This window comes from Haloferax sp. SDI50 (genome assembly GCF_059802635.1).
On record NZ_JBPULL010000001.1, the window covers coordinates 1,916,767 to 1,932,763 of the forward strand.

18 protein-coding genes and 4 tRNA genes are annotated in these 15,997 nt (G+C 66.6%); 15 read left to right on the forward strand and 7 right to left on the reverse strand.

Annotation, left to right across the window (positions count from 1 at the left end):
* Positions 1-71 precede the first annotated feature (71 nt).
* Positions 72-145 (reverse strand) — tRNA-Val (locus tag ACSR87_RS10095).
* A 93-nt stretch (positions 146-238) separates the two neighbouring features.
* Between ACSR87_RS10095 and ACSR87_RS10100 the strand changes: the two genes are divergently transcribed.
* The 5 genes from ACSR87_RS10100 (at position 239) to ACSR87_RS10120 (ending at position 4,826) form a co-directional block, all read left to right on the forward strand.
* Complete coding sequence (locus ACSR87_RS10100; protein WP_498530366.1) at positions 239-736, forward strand: DUF192 domain-containing protein; 498 nt, start codon at positions 239-241, stop codon at positions 734-736.
* A gap of 40 nt (positions 737-776) precedes the next feature.
* On the forward strand, positions 777-1,046 hold the full coding sequence (locus ACSR87_RS10105) for a DUF7538 family protein (RefSeq protein WP_007274880.1): 270 nt from the start codon (positions 777-779) through the stop codon (positions 1,044-1,046).
* Between the two features lie 128 nt (positions 1,047-1,174).
* The gene (locus tag ACSR87_RS10110; RefSeq protein WP_498530367.1) at positions 1,175-2,059 is read left to right on the forward strand and encodes a NosD domain-containing protein; all 885 of its coding nucleotides are present in this window, start codon (positions 1,175-1,177) and stop codon (positions 2,057-2,059) included.
* Between the two features lie 62 nt (positions 2,060-2,121).
* Positions 2,122-4,059 (forward strand): ABC transporter ATP-binding protein, encoded by a 1,938-nt coding sequence (locus ACSR87_RS10115; protein ID WP_498530368.1) that lies wholly within the window; start codon positions 2,122-2,124, stop codon positions 4,057-4,059.
* A 44-nt stretch (positions 4,060-4,103) separates the two neighbouring features.
* The gene (locus tag ACSR87_RS10120; protein ID WP_498530369.1) at positions 4,104-4,826 is read left to right on the forward strand and encodes a creatininase family protein; all 723 of its coding nucleotides are present in this window, start codon (positions 4,104-4,106) and stop codon (positions 4,824-4,826) included.
* Between the two features lie 35 nt (positions 4,827-4,861).
* Here ACSR87_RS10120 and ACSR87_RS10125 read toward each other — a convergent pair whose 3' ends face one another.
* The 3 genes from ACSR87_RS10125 to ACSR87_RS10135 form a co-directional block, all read right to left on the reverse strand.
* Positions 4,862-5,302 carry a DUF5790 family protein gene (locus ACSR87_RS10125; RefSeq protein WP_498530370.1) on the reverse strand — a complete coding sequence of 147 codons (441 nt, stop codon included), beginning with the start codon at positions 5,300-5,302 and terminating at the stop codon, positions 4,862-4,864.
* Between the two features lie 88 nt (positions 5,303-5,390).
* Entirely contained in the window at positions 5,391-5,861 is a 471-nt protein-coding gene (locus tag ACSR87_RS10130) for an NUDIX domain-containing protein (protein WP_498530371.1), read from the reverse strand.
* Complete coding sequence (locus ACSR87_RS10135) at positions 5,858-6,199, reverse strand: dihydroneopterin aldolase family protein (RefSeq protein WP_008577201.1); 342 nt, start codon at positions 6,197-6,199, stop codon at positions 5,858-5,860. Before ACSR87_RS10135 ends, ACSR87_RS10130 begins: the two co-directional genes overlap by 4 nt.
* A gap of 101 nt (positions 6,200-6,300) precedes the next feature.
* On the opposite strand from ACSR87_RS10135, the gene azf reads away from it, so the two are divergent.
* Both azf and ACSR87_RS10145 read left to right on the forward strand, forming a co-directional pair.
* Positions 6,301-7,089, forward strand: coding sequence for an NAD-dependent glucose-6-phosphate dehydrogenase (azf, locus tag ACSR87_RS10140; RefSeq protein WP_498530372.1), 789 nt, complete (start codon positions 6,301-6,303; stop codon positions 7,087-7,089).
* A 137-nt stretch (positions 7,090-7,226) separates the two neighbouring features.
* Positions 7,227-7,436: a hypothetical protein gene (locus ACSR87_RS10145; RefSeq protein WP_405309319.1), complete on the forward strand. Its 210-nt coding sequence runs from the start codon at positions 7,227-7,229 to the stop codon at positions 7,434-7,436.
* A 43-nt stretch (positions 7,437-7,479) separates the two neighbouring features.
* On the opposite strand, the gene ACSR87_RS10150 is transcribed toward ACSR87_RS10145, so the two are convergent.
* Positions 7,480-8,091: a DUF309 domain-containing protein gene (locus tag ACSR87_RS10150; protein WP_498530373.1), complete on the reverse strand. Its 612-nt coding sequence runs from the start codon at positions 8,089-8,091 to the stop codon at positions 7,480-7,482.
* A 144-nt stretch (positions 8,092-8,235) separates the two neighbouring features.
* Between ACSR87_RS10150 and ACSR87_RS10155 the strand changes: the two genes are divergently transcribed.
* Together ACSR87_RS10155 and ACSR87_RS10160 are read left to right on the forward strand one after the other, a co-directional pair.
* On the forward strand, positions 8,236-8,460 hold the full coding sequence (locus tag ACSR87_RS10155) for a DUF7564 family protein (protein WP_498530374.1): 225 nt from the start codon (positions 8,236-8,238) through the stop codon (positions 8,458-8,460).
* Between the two features lie 164 nt (positions 8,461-8,624).
* Entirely contained in the window at positions 8,625-9,308 is a 684-nt protein-coding gene (locus tag ACSR87_RS10160; protein ID WP_498530375.1) for a rhamnogalacturonan acetylesterase, read from the forward strand.
* 132 nt (positions 9,309-9,440) lie between these two features.
* Here ACSR87_RS10160 and ACSR87_RS10165 read toward each other — a convergent pair.
* Positions 9,441-9,513 (reverse strand) — tRNA-Arg (locus tag ACSR87_RS10165).
* Positions 9,514-9,660: 147 nt separating this feature from the next.
* Between ACSR87_RS10165 and ACSR87_RS10170 the strand changes: the two genes are divergently transcribed.
* The 4 genes from ACSR87_RS10170 to ACSR87_RS10185 all read left to right on the forward strand — a co-directional run bounded on the left by ACSR87_RS10170 (position 9,661) and on the right by ACSR87_RS10185 (position 13,479).
* Positions 9,661-10,170, forward strand: a complete 510-nt coding sequence (locus tag ACSR87_RS10170) for a hypothetical protein (RefSeq protein WP_498530376.1) — start codon at positions 9,661-9,663, stop codon at positions 10,168-10,170.
* Positions 10,171-10,362: 192 nt separating this feature from the next.
* Positions 10,363-11,835, forward strand: a complete 1,473-nt coding sequence (locus ACSR87_RS10175; protein ID WP_498530377.1) for a single-stranded DNA binding protein — start codon at positions 10,363-10,365, stop codon at positions 11,833-11,835.
* 199 nt (positions 11,836-12,034) lie between these two features.
* A complete protein-coding gene (locus ACSR87_RS10180) occupies positions 12,035-12,466 on the forward strand; it encodes a histone (RefSeq protein WP_004044404.1) in 432 nt (143 codons plus the stop codon).
* Positions 12,466-13,479 carry a histone deacetylase family protein gene (locus ACSR87_RS10185; protein WP_498530378.1) on the forward strand — a complete coding sequence of 338 codons (1,014 nt, stop codon included), beginning with the start codon at positions 12,466-12,468 and terminating at the stop codon, positions 13,477-13,479. Before ACSR87_RS10180 ends, ACSR87_RS10185 begins: the two co-directional genes overlap by 1 nt.
* On the opposite strand, the gene cca is transcribed toward ACSR87_RS10185, so the two are convergent.
* Complete coding sequence (cca, locus tag ACSR87_RS10190; protein WP_498530379.1) at positions 13,458-14,843, reverse strand: CCA tRNA nucleotidyltransferase; 1,386 nt, start codon at positions 14,841-14,843, stop codon at positions 13,458-13,460. The two genes, ACSR87_RS10185 and cca, sit on opposite strands and share 22 nt — an antisense overlap.
* A gap of 136 nt (positions 14,844-14,979) precedes the next feature.
* Here cca and ACSR87_RS10195 point away from each other — a divergent pair.
* Positions 14,980-15,052 (forward strand) — tRNA-Asn (locus ACSR87_RS10195).
* A gap of 97 nt (positions 15,053-15,149) precedes the next feature.
* A tRNA-Ile gene (locus ACSR87_RS10200) sits at positions 15,150-15,224 on the forward strand.
* The last annotated feature ends 773 nt before the right edge of the window (positions 15,225-15,997 follow it).

The window sequence follows — 15,997 nt, forward strand, 5'->3', positions numbered from 1 at the left end:
GTTGCCGTAAGGTTCTCCCGCCCTCACGGAACAGATTTGTGACTCACCGTTCGGTTCGTCACAAAATCTGATGGGCTCGGGCGGATTCGAACCACCGACCTCAGCCTTGTAAAGGCCGCGTCATAACCAACTAGACCACGAGCCCTGCACCTCAATCGAACCGGTTCGCGCTCATAACGGTTTTCGTTTCGACCGGTCCCCGGAATCCTTAGACGCGCGGCGGCCGTCACGTCCGGCAATGACCTCTCGTGCGCGGACCGCCCTGCTCGTCGTCGCGGTCGTCGTCGCGGTCGCGAGCATCGCGTATCTCACCAACCCCGCGGTCGTCCCCGGCTCGACCGACGGCTACGAACGGACCACGCTCACCGTCGTCGACGACGAGAGCGGCGAGACGCTGGCGACCGTGGACGCCCGCGTCGCCGACACCCGCGCCAAGCGCTTTACCGGCCTGAGCGACACCGAATCGCTCGCCGAAAACGAGGGGATGTGGTTCGTCCACGACTCGCCTGGCACCTACGCCTACGTGATGCGCGACATGGACTTCCCGCTGGACATCGTCTTCGTCGCCGAAAACGGCACCATCACGCGCATCCACCACGCCGAACTCGACCCCGAGGGGACGAGCGAGTCCGACCGCACCCGCTACCGCGGAACCGGGAGGTACGTCCTCGAACTCCCCTACGGCTACACGAACGAGACTGGCATCGAGTCGGGCGACCGGGTCGAAGTCGAGTAGAAGCGAAACGCCCGAAGGGCCGGCGACCGTTGACCCGACCATGACAGCACACGTCGCGGCGCTCTCCGAACTCGAAGGCTGGCGCGCCGAGGAGTTCGCCGCGCGAGTCCACTACCGCGGGGCTGACGACGCTTACAGCATCGAGTACTACGAACCGTCCGACTGCGTCCTCTACTGGAAGGTGAAAGGCGACGGCGAGGTCGCGGTCCCCGTCGGCCGCGACACGGTTCCCGACCCGCTGCGCGAGCGCGTCCGACAGGACCTCGTCGAGGCCGGTATCGACCCCGAGGTCGAAGACCGAGTCGTCTGAGCGCCGAGTCCAAACCCCACTCAACCCCGCCAGTCGGAATGACAGTACGTCACGAATCCTGATACGTAATTGGTATGTATTTCACAATATCTGTATTTGTGCCGACGTGTTGTAGTTGAGAAGGTGTCATGTCGACTCGACTCACGAGGAGAAGAGCGCTTCGGGGGCTGGGCCTCGCCGCGCTGCCGGCGCTCGCGCCGGGCGTGTTGCAACTGAGAACTGGCGAGGTGGTGCTTTCGGGATGCGCGAGCGTTACCGAACCGGGGCGGTACGTCCTCGACGGCAACCTCGACTGTCTGGAGGTTCTCGCCGACGACGTCCGCATCGACGGCCGGGGGTACGCAGTCGTCGGTGAGACGACGATTTCGGGCAGTCGCGTCTCGATAACCGACATCGTGCTGACGAAGGGCGGTCGAATCACCGATTCGAGCCGGGTGTGGATAGCGGACTCGCAAGTCGTTGGCCATCCGGACGATTGGAGGCCACAGTTCGTTGTCGCGGACTCCTCACGCTGTGCGGTGACGAACACGAATTTCTTCACGCCGAGCGTCCATGGTGTGATTCTCGACCGGGTTGAACGAACCCGATTCGAGTCGTGTACGCTCGTTAGTCCGGTCGTGCTCACGCTCACGGATTCGCACCGAAACGAGTTCGTCGACTGCGAGTTCAAAACCGACACCATCCAGGTCTTGCTGTACGGGAGTACCCAAAACAGCTTCCAACGAAACCTCGTCGACGGGGAGGGCCCCGGGTTCAACCTCCGCGACAGCCACCGAAACCGCTTCGTCGAGAACGAGGTCGATATCATCATCGCCGGCTTCGAACTCGTCGGAAGCGACCGTAACGCGATTCACAGGAACGTCGTGACGACCGGCCTCTTGGCCCACGGCGTCACGCTGGAGGACTCTCACCGCAATCGACTCATCCAGAACGACCTCTGCGGCGTCAGCCAACAACCGGTCGTCGAATCCGGTGGCTCTAGCGGCAATACGGTCCGGAACGCCCGGTGCTAATCTACCGGCTGACCCCTCCCGCACCCGAGTACTTTACTGCGAGCGCCCCCTGAACGGTTGTCGTGTCCCCTGAAACCGACGACGACCCGTTCGAAGACCAACGCGAGCGGGTCGACAACCCGATGCGGCGGTTGTTTGCCGAGTACGGCCGCGAGAACACCTTCGAGTTCGTCGTGGGCGTCCTCGCGAGCGTCGCCGCCCGCGTGCTCGACCTCATGCCGCCGGTCATCCTCGGCCTCGCCATCGACGCCATCATCCGGCAGGAGACGTCGTTCGCGGCCGGCTTTCCCGTCCTCCCCGAGGCGTGGATCGCCCCGTACGTCCCCACGACCAGAGACGGCCAGTTCCTCTTGGCGGTCGGCATCATCGTGTTCAGTTTCACCGCCGGCGCGGTGTTCCACTGGCTCCGCAACTGGGGATGGAACGCCTACGCCCAGCAGATTCAACACGACGTTCGGACCGACACCTACGACCGGATGCAGCTGCTCAACATGGACTTCTTCGCTGACAAGCAGACCGGCGAGATGATGTCCATCCTCTCGAACGACGTGAACCGCCTCGAACGGTTCCTCAACGACGGGATGAACTCCTTTTTCCGCCTGTTCGTGATGGTCGTCGCCATCGCGGTGGTCCTCCTCTCGTACAACTGGCAGCTCGCGCTCGTCGCGCTGTTGCCGGTGCCGCTCATCGCGCTGTTCACGTGGAAGTTCGTGGACATCATCCAGCCGAAGTACGCCGACGTTCGCTCGTCGGTCGGCAAACTCAACTCCCGGCTGGAGAACAACCTCGGCGGCATTCAGGTCATCAAGACGTTCAACGCCGAGTCCCACGAGTCCGACCGCGTCGACGGCGTCTCGATGGACTACTTCGACGCCAACTGGGACGCCATCAACACCCGCATCAAGTTCTTCCCCGCGCTCCGTATCCTCGCCGGTATCGGCTTTTCGCTCACCTTCGTCGTCGGCGGCCTGTGGGTCATCAACGGGCAGGGCCCCGGCCCCTTCACCGGCGACCTCGAAATCGGGGAGTTCGTCACGTTCATCCTGCTCACCCAGCAGTTTGTCTGGCCGCTGGCTCAGTTCGGGCAGATTATCAACATGTACCAGCGCGCCCACGCCTCCAGCGCCCGCATCTTCGGCCTGATGGACGAGCCCGCGCGGCTGGCTGAACAGCCCGACGCCCCCGACCTCGCCGTCTCCGAGGGCCGCGTCGAGTACGACGACGTGACCTTCGGCTACGGCGACGGCGAGACCGTCGTCGAGGACATCTCCTTCGAGGTCGACGGCGGCGAGACGCTCGCGCTCGTCGGGCCCACCGGCGCGGGGAAATCGACGATTCTCAAGCTCCTGATGCGGATGTACGACCCCGACGCGGGGCGCGTCAGCGTCGACGGCCAAGACGTGCGCGACGTGACCATCGCCAGCCTCCGGGAGTCCATCGCCTACGTCAGCCAAGAGACGTTCCTGTTCTACGGGACCGTCCGCGACAACATCACCTACGGGACGTTCGACGCCGACGACGAGGCGGTCGTCGCGGCCGCCAAGGCCGCCGAGGCCCACGAGTTCATCTCGAACCTCCCCGACGGCTACGACACCAAAGTCGGAGAGCGCGGCGTGAAGCTCTCTGGCGGCCAGCGCCAGCGCGTCTCCATCGCTCGCGCCATCCTGAAAGACCCGGATATCCTCGTCCTCGACGAGGCGACTTCGGACGTGGACACCGAGACGGAGATGCTCATCCAGCGCTCGCTTGACGAACTCACGGCCGACCGGACGACGTTCAGCATCGCCCACCGCCTGTCGACCATCAAGGACGCAGAACAGATACTCGTCCTCGAAGACGGCCGCATCGTCGAGCGCGGCACCCACGACGACCTCCTGTCGGAAGACGGCCTCTACGCCCACCTCTGGGGTGTGCAGGCCGGCGAAATCGACCAACTCCCCGACGAGTTCGTCGAGCGCGCCGCCCGCCGGCAGGCCGAGGTCGACGCCGGCAACGACTGAGCGAAGCGCCCACCACTAAGGGTGGGGCCGTCCCTTCTGTCGCCATGCGACTCTCCGAGGCCACCTGGACCGAAATCGCGGACCTCGACGCCGACCTCGCGCTCCTCCCGGTCGGAAGCACGGAACAGCACGGCCCGCACGCGCCGCTCGGCACCGACGCGCTCAACGCCGAATCGGTCGCTGAGGCCGGTATCGAGGCGTTCGACGGCGAGGCCGTCGTCGGCCCGACCATCCCGGTCGGCGTCGCAGAGGAACACCGCGCCTTCGACGGTACGCTGTGGGTCTCGCCGGACACCTTCCGCGCGTACGTCCGCGAGACCATCGAATCGCTCGCCCACCACGGCTTCGACCGCGTCGTCGTCGTCAACGGCCACGGCGGCAACATCGACGCGCTCGCGGAACTCTGTCGGCGCGTCTCGCGGACGGGCGACGTTTACGCGGTCGCGTTCACGTGGTTCGACGCCGTCGGTAACCACTCCTCGGACATGGGCCACGGCGGCCCGTTAGAAACCGCACTCCTCCGCCACACGCATCCGGAACTGGTCCGCGAGGACCGAATCGACGAGGCCCGCGCGGGCGGGTCCGACCGCTGGGGCGAGTGGGTCTCGGGCGTCAACCTCGCCCACGACTCCGACGAGTTCACCGATAACGGCGTCGTCGGCGACCCTGCCGAGGGTGACGCCGAACGCGGCGCGGAACTGGAATCGCTCGCGGCCGACTCGCTCGCGTCGCTCCTCGACGCGGTCGAAAGCCGGCAACTCGACTGAGCGGCTCGCAACGGCGGGCCGGGGGAGCGCTACTGTTACTCCTCTTCTTCCTCGTCCTCGTCGTCCGCGTCGGCCGCTTCCGCCGCTTCCGCCGCGTCGGTGAGCGCGCCGCGAAGCTGCGGCATCGTGTTGGTGAGTTCCCCGACGAGTTCGTGGGCCTCCTCGACCATCTCGATGAGTGCTTCGAGCTCTTCGATGGCCGCTTCGAGGTCCTCGGGGTCGTCGAACGCCTCGGCGCGCTGGCCGATGACGTACCACTTCTTGGCCTGTCGGACGTGCTCGGCCGCGCCCTCGACGTCGAGCGAGGAGCGGAGGCCGTTGAGGACGCCGAGGACGTTGTCTGCCTCGGCCTCCCACACGTCGTCCGGGTCGGGAAGCGCCGACCGGGCCTCGCCGAGGTGCTCTTCGACGTCGGCGCGCATCTCCGCCGCCGCCTCTCCGAACAGGTCGTCGTCGCCGAGCGTACTTTGACTCATGCTCACACGTTCGGCACGCGGGGGTTTAAAAACGACCCCGAAAGTGAAAGTGAAATCGAACGACTCCGGAGTCGTCGCCGGCGGATTCTCAGTCCACGTCGCCGAGGTAGACCGCGCCGCGCGCGTCGCCCATCTCGTCGGGGTCGCCGTTCCGGAGTCGGTCACCGAGCGGACCGGGGAAGAACCGGACCTCGTCGAGTTCGTCGAGCGGGAGCCACCGAACGCCGACCTGGACCGAATCGCGCTCTGTCGGGTCGTCCGGCTCGTCTCCCACTCGCTCGCACCAGAAGAAGTGGTCTACTTGATGGCCGTCGTCGTCTCTATCTTCGTAATGCGTCGAGGGCACGAAATCCCTGACGTACGCGATCGCCCCGACGGCGACCTCGTAGCCGGTTTCCTCGTACACTTCCCGGCGGACCGTCTCCGCGAGCGACTCGCCGCGCTGCTGGCCGCCGCCGGGCGCGACGTACCAGTCCTCGCCGTCGGTGCGGTACTGAATCGTGAGGAGTTCGCCGTCGCGGACGAGGAGTCCGCGGGCGGCGCTTCGCGGGCGGGTCATTCGACCGACACGAGTTTCATCAGCGGGTAGCCGTCTTCCATCTCCATTTCGGTCCGGACGCGGACGCCCTCGTAGTCGATTTCCATCTCGACTTCCATGAACCGCCCCGTGAGTTCCGTGTAGTCGGCGGTCGACTCGGCGAGTTCGGCGTCCAGCGCGTCGTCGAGAATGTGGACGGAGACCGACTCGCAGTGCGGTTGGTTCTCGATGGCCTCGGCCATGGCCCGTTCGAGGCTCCGGGCGCTGTCGGGCGAAACCGGCGTGCCGGCGAACTGGTGATAGAGCGTCCCGAACTTGATGCCCGCCTCGAAGCAGGCCGTCTGCGGGTCTGTGACCATACCGGGAACACCGTCGCTCCGGGTTAAAGTTCGGCGGTCCGAAGGGTCCAGCGAGCGCGAATCGGTCCTTACTTAGCCTCCCTCGTCGGAGGTTACACCGAATGGACCAGCCGGTTTTGCTGACGGGGGCTGGCGGGCGCGTCGGCCAGGCGATACTAGGGTACATCGGCGACGCCTACGACTGGCGGCTGTTGGACCGCGAGCCACTCTCCGACGAGAAGATTCCCGACTCGGTCGACTCCACGGAGGTGTACGTCGCCGACGTCACCGACGAGACCGCCGTGCGAAACGCCATGGACGGCGTCCACGCTGTCATCCACCTCGCGGGCGACCCGCGTCCCGAAGCGCCGTGGGACAGCGTCCTGCGGAACAACATCGACGGCACCCAACAGATGTTCGACGCCGCGGTCGACGCCGGCGTCGAGAAGTTCGCGTTCGCCTCCTCGAACCACGCGGTCGGGGCGTACGAAACGACGGACCGGACGCCCGACATGTACCGCCCACACCACGAGTTCCGACTCGACGGGACGGAACTACCGCGCCCAAGTAACCTCTACGGCGTGAGCAAGGCCGCCGGCGAGACGCTCGGTCGTTACTACCACGACCACCACGATATCTCGGTCGTGAACGTCCGCATCGGCAACCTCACCCAGCACCACCCGCCGAAGGAGTACGAACGCGGGCAGGCGATGTGGCTGTCGTACCGCGATTGCGGGCATCTCTTCGAGTGCTGTATCGAGGCCGACTACGACTACGAAATCGTCTACGGCATCTCCGACAACGACCGTAAGTACTACTCCATCGACCGCGCTCGGGCGGTGCTCGGCTACGACCCGCAGGACAACTCCGCCGAGTTCACCTTCGAGGGCGAACCGCTGGACGAGGCCTGATTGCGGCGTCGGAACTCCGACGTTTGGCCCCGTCGAACCCCGATTCTTCGGCTAGACCGTCGCGTGACACGGCCGGGCATAGACGCTCGAACGTGCCGGGAAAATTTTTATAGAAATTCGACACGAATGGGAGCGTAATGTCATTACTTGGTTCCACTGCGGAGAACTCGGGACTCTCGCTCCGCGACGCGGTGTTACTCGTCTGCTCCCTGTTCGTCTTCCACCTCGGTCGAGGATGGGCGCGCGGACTCGTCGAAGGGGAGTATCTGATAGGCATCGTCGGCTTGCTCCTCGCCCTCGCCCCGGTCGTCTGGCTCTCGTTCGTCATCAGAAAGGCGTACTTCTGAGACGGTCTCGCCTCCAGCGACGTTCGACGACTCCCCTCTTTGCTCACTCGAACAGGCCGCTCACGTCGTCTTCGCGGCGTCGCCGCCGGCGGACGTGCTCGCTCAATCGCTGAAACACCAGTCCGCGCTGGGCTTCGTTCCGCACGAAGTCGAACACCATCGCCGTGAACTGCGTCTGCTCCCCGTCGCCGATTTCCTCGCGGGCGTACTCGACCGCGTCGGCGACGACCGACTCGTCGTAGCCGTCCAGTTCCTCCGCGAGCGTCTCGGCCGCGACCGCGACGGCGTCGAAATCGAGGTCGTCGTACGTGACGACCCGGCCGTCGAGTCGGAGCGCGGGCGGGTCGGCGGCGACGCCGGGGTCGGCTTCGAGCCGCGCGAGAGATTCTCGAACGCCGGCGAGGTCGACGCCGCGGTAGTCGTCTGCGAGGCCGTCGAGGTACTCCCGCGCGCTCCGAGCGAGGCCGCCCGCGCCGGAGTCGTTGCCGTCGCGGGCGTGGTGGACCGCGGCGGTGAACTGGATGAGGCCGTGGAGGAACCGTTCGTCGTCGCTGCCGCGGTCGAGCGACAGCCACTTCGACTCCCACGCGCCGTGGGCCGCCCGGTACGCGCCCGCGTTGTAGATGGCGACGCCTGCGCGAAGCGAATCGTCCATGCGAACCGTTCGCCGTCCACGAGTAAAGATTCCGCGAAGGGCGCACTCCCGCGGCGTAGGGCTTGCATACTTATCCCTCTCGGGAACATATGAGGTATGATAGCACATGAATGCCCTCGAAACCCTCGTCCGAGGTGTCGAACGATGACCCAGTCCCCGGTTTGTATCCGCTGCGGTGAGCAGTATCTGTTCACGCGGGCGTACAAAGGCAACTACTGTCGGGACTGCCACGGGTCGTGGGCCGCGAAGCCCCGGTCAGAGGAGCCGCCTCGCCCCCGTCCACAGCGGTCGCGCACGACCTCGTCGGTCCGCCGCCGCGAGGACGACGAGCGGTCGCCCGGCCTCGAACCGCCGTACGACGAGGCGTAAGCTCACTTTTCGGTCCGGACTGCCGAGTGCGGTCGGCGCTCCGTCGGTCGGTCGAACGCCACGTCCCGACGGGTAGGAACCCGCTAGCGACGGTTAGGGGCTGATTTTTCCGTCGATTGACCCGACCGGTGTCACTATACGTCGCCCGGACGAGCGCTATCGAAATGTCGTCCGAGTCGATTACCGTCCATCTCGTCGGGGATTCCACCATGGCCGATAAGGAAGCGCACGAACGCCCGGAGACCGGGTGGGGAATGCCCTTTGCCGACCGCTTCGACGACCCCGTCACGGTGGCGAACCACGCCCGAAACGGTCGCAGCACCCGCACGTTTCTGGAAGAGGGTCGCTGGCGTCCCGTCGCCCGCCAGTTGACCGAGACCGACTACGTGTTCGTCCAGTTCGGCCACAACGACGAGGTGCCGTCGAAAGAACAGCACACGACCGAGGCGGCGTTCGTCGACAACCTTCGGAAGTTCGTCGGCGAGACGCGCGAACAGGGGGCGACACCCGTGTTGCTCACGCCCATCGCGCGCCGCCAGTTCGACGACGACGGCGTCCCGAAAGACACTCACCGCGAGTACGCCGACCTGACGAGAACCGTCGCGCGCGACCGCGACGTTCCACTCATCGACATGGACGAGCGAACGCGGTCGCTCTTGGAAGAACTCGGCCCCACAGAGTCGACGGCGCTCTACAACCACCTCGAACCCGGCGAACACCCGAACTATCCGGTGGGAATCGCCGACGACACGCATTTCAGCGAGTACGGGGCGCGCCGCATGGCCGACATGGTGCTCGACGGGGTCGCAGAACTGGACCTCGGACTGGCCGCCCACGTCGAGTCCTGACGGAGAGTTGAACCCACTCACTTCGCTCACTACGTTCGCTACGCTCCCTGTTCAAATCTCCTCGGTGGCCGCTCACCGCAGACGGACCGAGAGCCACAGAGGGCTCTCGGAGAGTAGTGCTCTAAAGGAAAACGTCCTGACGGAGATTTGAACTCCGGTCCCTGGCTCCGCAAGCCAGGAGGATAGTCCACTACCCTATCAGGACTGTCTTGCTGCATCCTTCGGTACTCGACGGTTACTTAAGACGGTTACGATGTGAACTCCCAGTGAACCGCGGGACCACGGCACGAGGCGGGCGTCGGTGTGTGTGTCGCACGCAAGGACTTTTTCGCGAGCGGGCCTAGTTCCGCACGTGAATCGACGCGCGCTCCTCCTCGGAACAGCCGGGCTGTGCGCCTCGCTCGCCGGGTGTTCGAGCGGCGGTGACGCGGCGGAGCAGTCACCGGCGGGCACCGGCGACGAGACCGGGACCGCGTCGCCGACGGCGACGGAGACGCCCCGCCGTCCGCGACTCGTCGGGCGGTCGTTCACGCCCGTCCGCGCCGACGCCTGCCCGGCGGACGGCGGGGCGCTCGCGTCCGAGACTGAAACCGGCGTCTCCGTGGTCGGGTGCGTCTCGGGGGCGACCGACTGCACTATCGCCCGACTCGCGCGCGCCGACTACGACGCGGGGTCGAACACGGCCACGCTCGTCGTCGAGACCGTCGAGCGAGCCGACGCGGAGAACTGCGCCGAATCGCCGGTCGTCCGCGGCTACGAGGCGACGCTCAGATTCGAAAGCGGGCTCCCCGGCCGGGCGGTCGTCGTCCACGACGACGCGGACGGCCGCCGGGAGGTCGCTCGCATCGACGTGGCCCCCTGACGGTCGCGTCCGAACGTTCAAAGCCGAGGGCGCGGCCACCCCCGCTATGTCGCTCGATTTGTGCCGTCACTCGCGCGTTCCAATCCGGAGGAAAACAACGCTTAAGCGCCGCCCTTCCCTGTTCGTCCATAGTATGAGTACGACGCTCGGTCTGCCGCGACGCGCGCGCTTCGTTCCGGGAGGTGACGCCTGATGGGCGTCATTCGGGAGGTCTACGACGACCTCGACACCGATGTCGAGTTCGAAAAGTTCGAAGCGGCGGTCAACGACAAGGTCGAACAGATGGGCGGCCTCGCCGACGAGGAGACGGCGGCGATGCTCATCGCCCACGAACTGCGCGACGAGGAGGTCAACGGCATCGCCGACATCGAACCCGGCATGGAGGACGTGAAGTTCCTCGCCAAGGTCGTCAGCATCGGTGAGGTGCGGACGTTCGAGCGCGACGGCGAGGACGAAGACGGGCGGGTCGTCAACATCGAGGTCGCCGACGAGACCGGCCGCATCCGCGTCTCGCTGTGGGACGAGATGGCCACCGGCGCGAAGGAGAACCTCGAAGTCGGCACCGTCCTCCGCATCGGCGGTCGCCCGAAGGACGGCTACAACGGCGTCGAAGTCAGCGCGAGCAAGGTCGAAGAGGACCTCGACGCCGAGGTGGACGTGCAGGTGCTCGACACCTACCGCGTCGAGGACCTCGCGCTCGGCCTCTCGGACGTGAACCTCGAAGGCAAGATTCTCGACGCCGGCACCGTCCGGACGTTCGACCGCGACGACGGCACCGAGGGCCGCGTCTCGAACCTCTCGGTCGGGGACCCGACTGGTCGCGTCCGCGTCACGCTCTGGGACGAGCGGGCGGACCTCGCCGAGGAGCTCGAACCCGGCCAGTCGGTCGAGGTCGTCGACGGCTACGTCCGCGAGCGCGACGGCTCGCTCGAACTCCACGTCGGTTCCCGCGGCGCGGTCGAGGTCATCGACGAGGACATCGAGTACGTCCCCGAGACGACGGACATCGAGACGCTGGAACTCGGCCAGACGGTGGACATCGCCGGCGGCGTCATCGAGGCCGACGGCAAGCGCACCTTCGACCGCGACGACGGCTCGGAGGGACAGGTCCGAAACATCCGCGTCAAGGACGGCACCGGCGACATCCGGGTCGCCCTCTGGGGCGAGAAAGCCGACGCCGACGTCGACCTCGCGGACTACGTCGTCATCACCGACGCGGAGATAAAAGAGGGCTGGCAGGAGGACCTCGAAGCCTCCGCCGGCTGGCGGTCGTCCGTCGCCGTGATGGACGAGGCACCCGAGGGCGCGGCCGGCACCGACGCCGGCGATTCGGCACTGACGCCGCCCAGCGACCAAGGCCTCGGCGCGTTCTCCGGCGGCGGGTCGTCCGATGGCTCGTCCGGATCGTCCGACGGTACGTCCGCCGCGACCGGCGGGTCCTCGTCCGACGCGTCCGCGGCCGAGTCCGCCGGCGAGGCGGTCGAGTTCACCGGGACGGTCGTACAGGCCGGGACGCCGGTCATCCTCGACGACGGCACGCAGACCAAGACCGTCGATACCGACGCCGACCTCGGCCTCGGCGACGAGGTGACCGTCTCCGGGACGGAGACCGACGGCCGCATCAGCGCCGAGTCGGTCGAAGTCCACACTGGCGCACAGCAGTAGGACGGATAGGCCGCCGGTCGCCGGTTGCCGGTCACCCACCGCCCCGCCGTCGTCGGACCGTCGAACCTGACTTATCGTTCGCCCGGTTTTCGCGGCTCCTCGGCGCGAAATTCGACCGCTCGGGAACGCTCCGTGCGATAAAATACAGAAGGGGCCGCGACGGAAAGGATTATACGCCGCACGGACCCGATATGTGGGTATGAGTGTCGAGCTACCGTTCGCCCCGGTAGACGCGATTATCCGGCAGAACGCAGGTGAGTTGCGAGTGAGCGCCGGCGCCGCCGAGGCGCTCGCCCGCCGGATTCAGGACCGCGGCGCGGAACTCGCGATAGACGCCGCCGACCGGGCGACGGCGGACGGTCGCAAGACGTTGATGGCCGAGGACTTCGGCGTTCAACAGGTCGTCGACCGCGACGAACTCTCCCTTCCTATCGCCCCCATCGACCGCATCGCCCGCCTCCGAATCGACGACCGCTACCGCGTCGCGATGGACGCTCGAATCGCCCTGGCCGATATCCTCGAAGACTACGCCGTCAACGTGGCGGACGCCGCCGTCAAACTCGCCCACCACGCCGACCGGCGGACGGTCCAATCCGAGGACATCGAGACCTACTTCTCCCTCTTCGAATAATGCAATTCGGCTACAGCGAAACGTGTCTCGACCACGACACCGGGCCGCGGCACCCCGAGACGGCCGACCGACTCCGAGCCATTCGGCGCGGGCTGGCGAAGCGCCACGGCGTCGAGTACGTCGACGCCTCGCCCGCCGAGAAATCCACCGTCGCGGCCGTCCACGACGACGGCTACGTCGACGAGTTCCACGAGTTCTGTCTCGACGGCGGCGGCAACTGGGACCCCGACACCGTCGCCGTCGAGGCGTCGTGGGACGCCGCGCTCACCTCCGCCGGCCTCGCGGAGTGGGCCGCCCGCGCCGCCCTCGACGGCGACGACGGCCGCGACACGCCGTTTTCGCTCGGTCGCCCGCCGGGCCACCACGCCGTCGAGGACGACGCCATGGGCTTTTGTTTCTTCAACAACGCCGCCGTCGCCGCGCAGGCGGTCATCGACGACGGCCTCGCCGAACGCGTCGCCATCTTCGACTGGGACGTCCACCACGGCAACGGCACGCAAGACATCTTCTACGACCGCGGCGACGTGTTCTACACGTCCATCCACGAGGACGGTCTCTACCCCGGCACTGGCGAGGTCGAAGAGACCGGCGAGGGTGATGGCGAGGAGACCACCCTCAACGTGCCGCTCCACGCCGGCGCGGGCGACGCCGACTACGTCTACTCGTTCGACGAGGCGGTCGCCCCCGCAGTCGAGCGGTTCGACCCCGACCTGTTCATCGTGAGCGCCGGCTTCGACGCCCACCGCCACGACCCCATCTCGCGGATGCGCGTCTCGACCGAGGGCTACGCGATGCTCACCGAGTGCGTCCAGGACCTCTGTGAGGCGACCGACGCCGCCATCGCCTTCGTCCTCGAAGGCGGCTACGGCCTCGACACGCTCTCCGAGGGCGTCGCGACCGTCCACGAGACGTTCGACGGCCGCATCGCCATGGACCCCGAGGAAGACCCCGACGAGAAGAACGTCGAGCTAGTCGACGACGTGCGCGCCGCTCACGGCCTCGGCGCGAAGTAGCGACCCAACTCGGCACCGAACGACTCCGCGAGCGCGGTCACGTCGCCACCGACGAGCACGTCGTACCCGTCCTCTCTGAGCGTCGATTCCACGTGTTTTCCGAGGGCCACGTCGAACAGCGCGTCGCTTTCGAGGAAGCCGGTCGCCGTGGTGAACTCGCGCTCGCGCTCGACCACGTAGCGGTCGCCGTCGAGGAACGGCCCGTAGTGGTCCTCGCGGTCCTCGTACGCGCCGTAGAACCCTTCTGCGTGCTGGCGGACGTGAACTGGTGGCCCCTCGTGGCGCTCGACCGCCGGGCGCTCGGCCACCGAGAGTTCCGCGAACAGGACGGCTTCGCCCTGCCCCTCGCCGTCGGTGTCGGTGTCGGCGAACGTCGCCCGACGGAACACGTCGAAGCCGCGTCTGTCGAGGCCGTCGGCGACGCCGGTCAGCGACTTCCTGAGCTGCGGGTAGAGCTGGTCGTCCACGAGGTCCGGGCAGTCGAAGACGACGGCGACGGCCGTGGTGCCGCGGCGGTCGAGATGGCTCCGAACGCCTTCGGCGTCGAGCGCCGGCGGGTCGGGCCGGAAGAACAGCGATTCCCGCGGGTCGGAAAGCAGGTCGCGGGCGTAGTGCTGGAGTCGGGCGACGTTCTCCGCCGAGCAGACCGCCGCGACGTTCCGCTCGGGGTCGGTCGGGTCGATGACGACGAGCGGGTCGGAGAAACGCCGCGCTCCGTGGTCTTCCGGGTCGAACTCGACCTGCGGGCTCCAGTCGGCGGCCGCCCGGAGCAACGGTTCGAAGCCGCCGTGTCCGACGACGAGGAGTTCGGCGAGATAGCCCGAGAACCCCTCGGTTCGGAGATCGCTCCCATAGGCATCGATGCCCTTCAGGAAGCGCTTGAAGACGCGCACGTCCGCCGCGAGGTCGTCGTCGAGGCGCTCGGTCAGGTAGGCGTTGTGAAACGGCGTCCGGTCGACCGCCGAGCGGATGTCCGAGGCGGACGGCACGTCGTAACAGGGGACGAGGTCCACGTCGAAGCCGTCGTAGTCGCCTTTCACGTAGGGGTGTTCGGCGTACTCCTCGTGGCCGTCGGGGAGGACGGCGTGGCCGACTTCGAGGCCGTACGCTTCGAGTTCCTCGCGGTCGAGGTCGGCCGGAAAGCGCACGAACAGGTCGATGTCGCGGTCGCCCGAGAGCCACGTGCCGCGGGCGGTGCTGCCGACTTGCAGCGCGTCGGCGTCCACCGGCAGGTCCGCGAGGGCGTCGTACACGCGGGATTCGAGGGCCGCCGCGGCGTCAGCGAGCGCCCGACGCTCCGCCTCGTCGGGGTCGATGCGCTCGCGGACCGCAGCGACGACCGCGGCGAGGTCCGAGTTCGTCATGCTCGCTGGTTTCCCGCGGGCGGGCGAAAGCGTGACGGTGCGCTCGTGACCGCGTCAGGCGGTGGCATCCGCCAGCCGTCGGTTAAAAACGAAAGCCCTATCAAGAAACATCGAATACGAGAGAGTGCAGACGAAAGCCGCCGTAGCTCAGTTGGTAGAGCACCTCGCTGTTAACGAGGTTGTCCCAGGTTCGAGTCCTGGCGGTGGCGCTTCTCCATTTCTCATCCCGACGAGCGGTTCGTCTCCGGTTCGTCGGCGACGGCTTCTGATAAGACATAAGAGGGACGACGGGAAAGAATCGGCCGAGGGCCCCTAGCTCAGTCTGGTCAGAGCGCTCGGCTCATAACCGGGTGGTCATGGGTTCGAACCCCATGGGGCCCATAATAATTTTAGTCGGTTTGTTGCTGATGAAAAAGGCACTCTACGGACCCTCTCGCGCCTAAATTCGCCGTTTCCGCGAAATCTCAGAACGCCCAAAAATCCCAATTCCATAAGCTCTGCTTACGGACCGGCCCGCGGTCGGGCGATGACTTTAGCCGGGGGTGTTCGGTAGATGTCGCAGGCTCGTCGAGCGACGAACCTGTGGCGGTACGTCGAGTACCGATGTCGGAGCTGCCACGAATGGTGCCTCGTCGATCACTCGACGCGCGCGGCGAAGATGCGCGAGTGCAAGTACTGCGCGCGCATCCCCGCCATCGAGGACGAGACCCGAGACCATCGTCTCACCTCGCTCCTGTGGGCGCACCAGCTGGCCGAGGAAACCACCGCAAGGACCGGAACAGCGGAGGGCGGGTCCCAGTCCGCCCGGAGCGGCCGGAAGCAGGGGCTTGCCCCTGACCCGGAAGGCGGTCCGCATGAGGCCGGCGGCCGCCGGCCGAAAACGAGCGGCGGTAAGGCCCAGTGCCGTCTGAGCGATTTCATCCGCACAGACGGGGGTAGCAGTGAGTAGCGAGGGCACCCCCGCAGCCGGCGGTCGCGACTCACCAGCCGACGGTGTGGCCTCTCGGCCTTCCAAGGAGACTAACTCTGTAGAGCCCTCTACCACCGGTTCTCCAGCAGAGGACAACTACGACGAACGAGTCCACGAACGCGTACTGGAGTTCACCGAGAAATACCCCGAACTGGCCGAAACGCCGGTGTGCGAAACACACGGT

Excerpts from the sequence above, each read along its gene's own strand:
- ACSR87_RS10150 (WP_498530373.1), bottom strand. The coding sequence starts at position 8,091 with ATGGACGATTCGCTTCGCGCAGGCGTCGCCATCTACAACGCGGGCGCG.
- ACSR87_RS10130 (WP_498530371.1), bottom strand. The coding sequence starts at position 5,861 with ATGACCCGCCCGCGAAGCGCCGCCCGCGGACTCCTCGTCCGCGACGGC.
- ACSR87_RS10185 (WP_498530378.1), top strand. The coding sequence starts at position 12,466 with ATGCAATTCGGCTACAGCGAAACGTGTCTCGACCACGACACCGGGCCG.
- ACSR87_RS10105 (WP_007274880.1), top strand. The coding sequence starts at position 777 with ATGACAGCACACGTCGCGGCGCTCTCCGAACTCGAAGGCTGGCGCGCC.
- ACSR87_RS10125 (WP_498530370.1), bottom strand. The coding sequence starts at position 5,302 with ATGAGTCAAAGTACGCTCGGCGACGACGACCTGTTCGGAGAGGCGGCG.
- ACSR87_RS10100 (WP_498530366.1), top strand. The coding sequence starts at position 239 with ATGACCTCTCGTGCGCGGACCGCCCTGCTCGTCGTCGCGGTCGTCGTC.
- ACSR87_RS10160 (WP_498530375.1), top strand. The coding sequence starts at position 8,625 with ATGTCGTCCGAGTCGATTACCGTCCATCTCGTCGGGGATTCCACCATG.
- azf (WP_498530372.1), top strand. The coding sequence starts at position 6,301 with ATGGACCAGCCGGTTTTGCTGACGGGGGCTGGCGGGCGCGTCGGCCAG.
- ACSR87_RS10175 (WP_498530377.1), top strand. The coding sequence starts at position 10,363 with ATGGGCGTCATTCGGGAGGTCTACGACGACCTCGACACCGATGTCGAG.
- ACSR87_RS10135 (WP_008577201.1), bottom strand. The coding sequence starts at position 6,199 with ATGGTCACAGACCCGCAGACGGCCTGCTTCGAGGCGGGCATCAAGTTC.
- ACSR87_RS10180 (WP_004044404.1), top strand. The coding sequence starts at position 12,035 with ATGAGTGTCGAGCTACCGTTCGCCCCGGTAGACGCGATTATCCGGCAG.
- ACSR87_RS10155 (WP_498530374.1), top strand. The coding sequence starts at position 8,236 with ATGACCCAGTCCCCGGTTTGTATCCGCTGCGGTGAGCAGTATCTGTTC.
- cca (WP_498530379.1), bottom strand. The coding sequence starts at position 14,843 with ATGACGAACTCGGACCTCGCCGCGGTCGTCGCTGCGGTCCGCGAGCGC.
- ACSR87_RS10120 (WP_498530369.1), top strand. The coding sequence starts at position 4,104 with ATGCGACTCTCCGAGGCCACCTGGACCGAAATCGCGGACCTCGACGCC.
- ACSR87_RS10110 (WP_498530367.1), top strand. The coding sequence starts at position 1,175 with ATGTCGACTCGACTCACGAGGAGAAGAGCGCTTCGGGGGCTGGGCCTC.
- ACSR87_RS10145 (WP_405309319.1), top strand. The coding sequence starts at position 7,227 with ATGTCATTACTTGGTTCCACTGCGGAGAACTCGGGACTCTCGCTCCGC.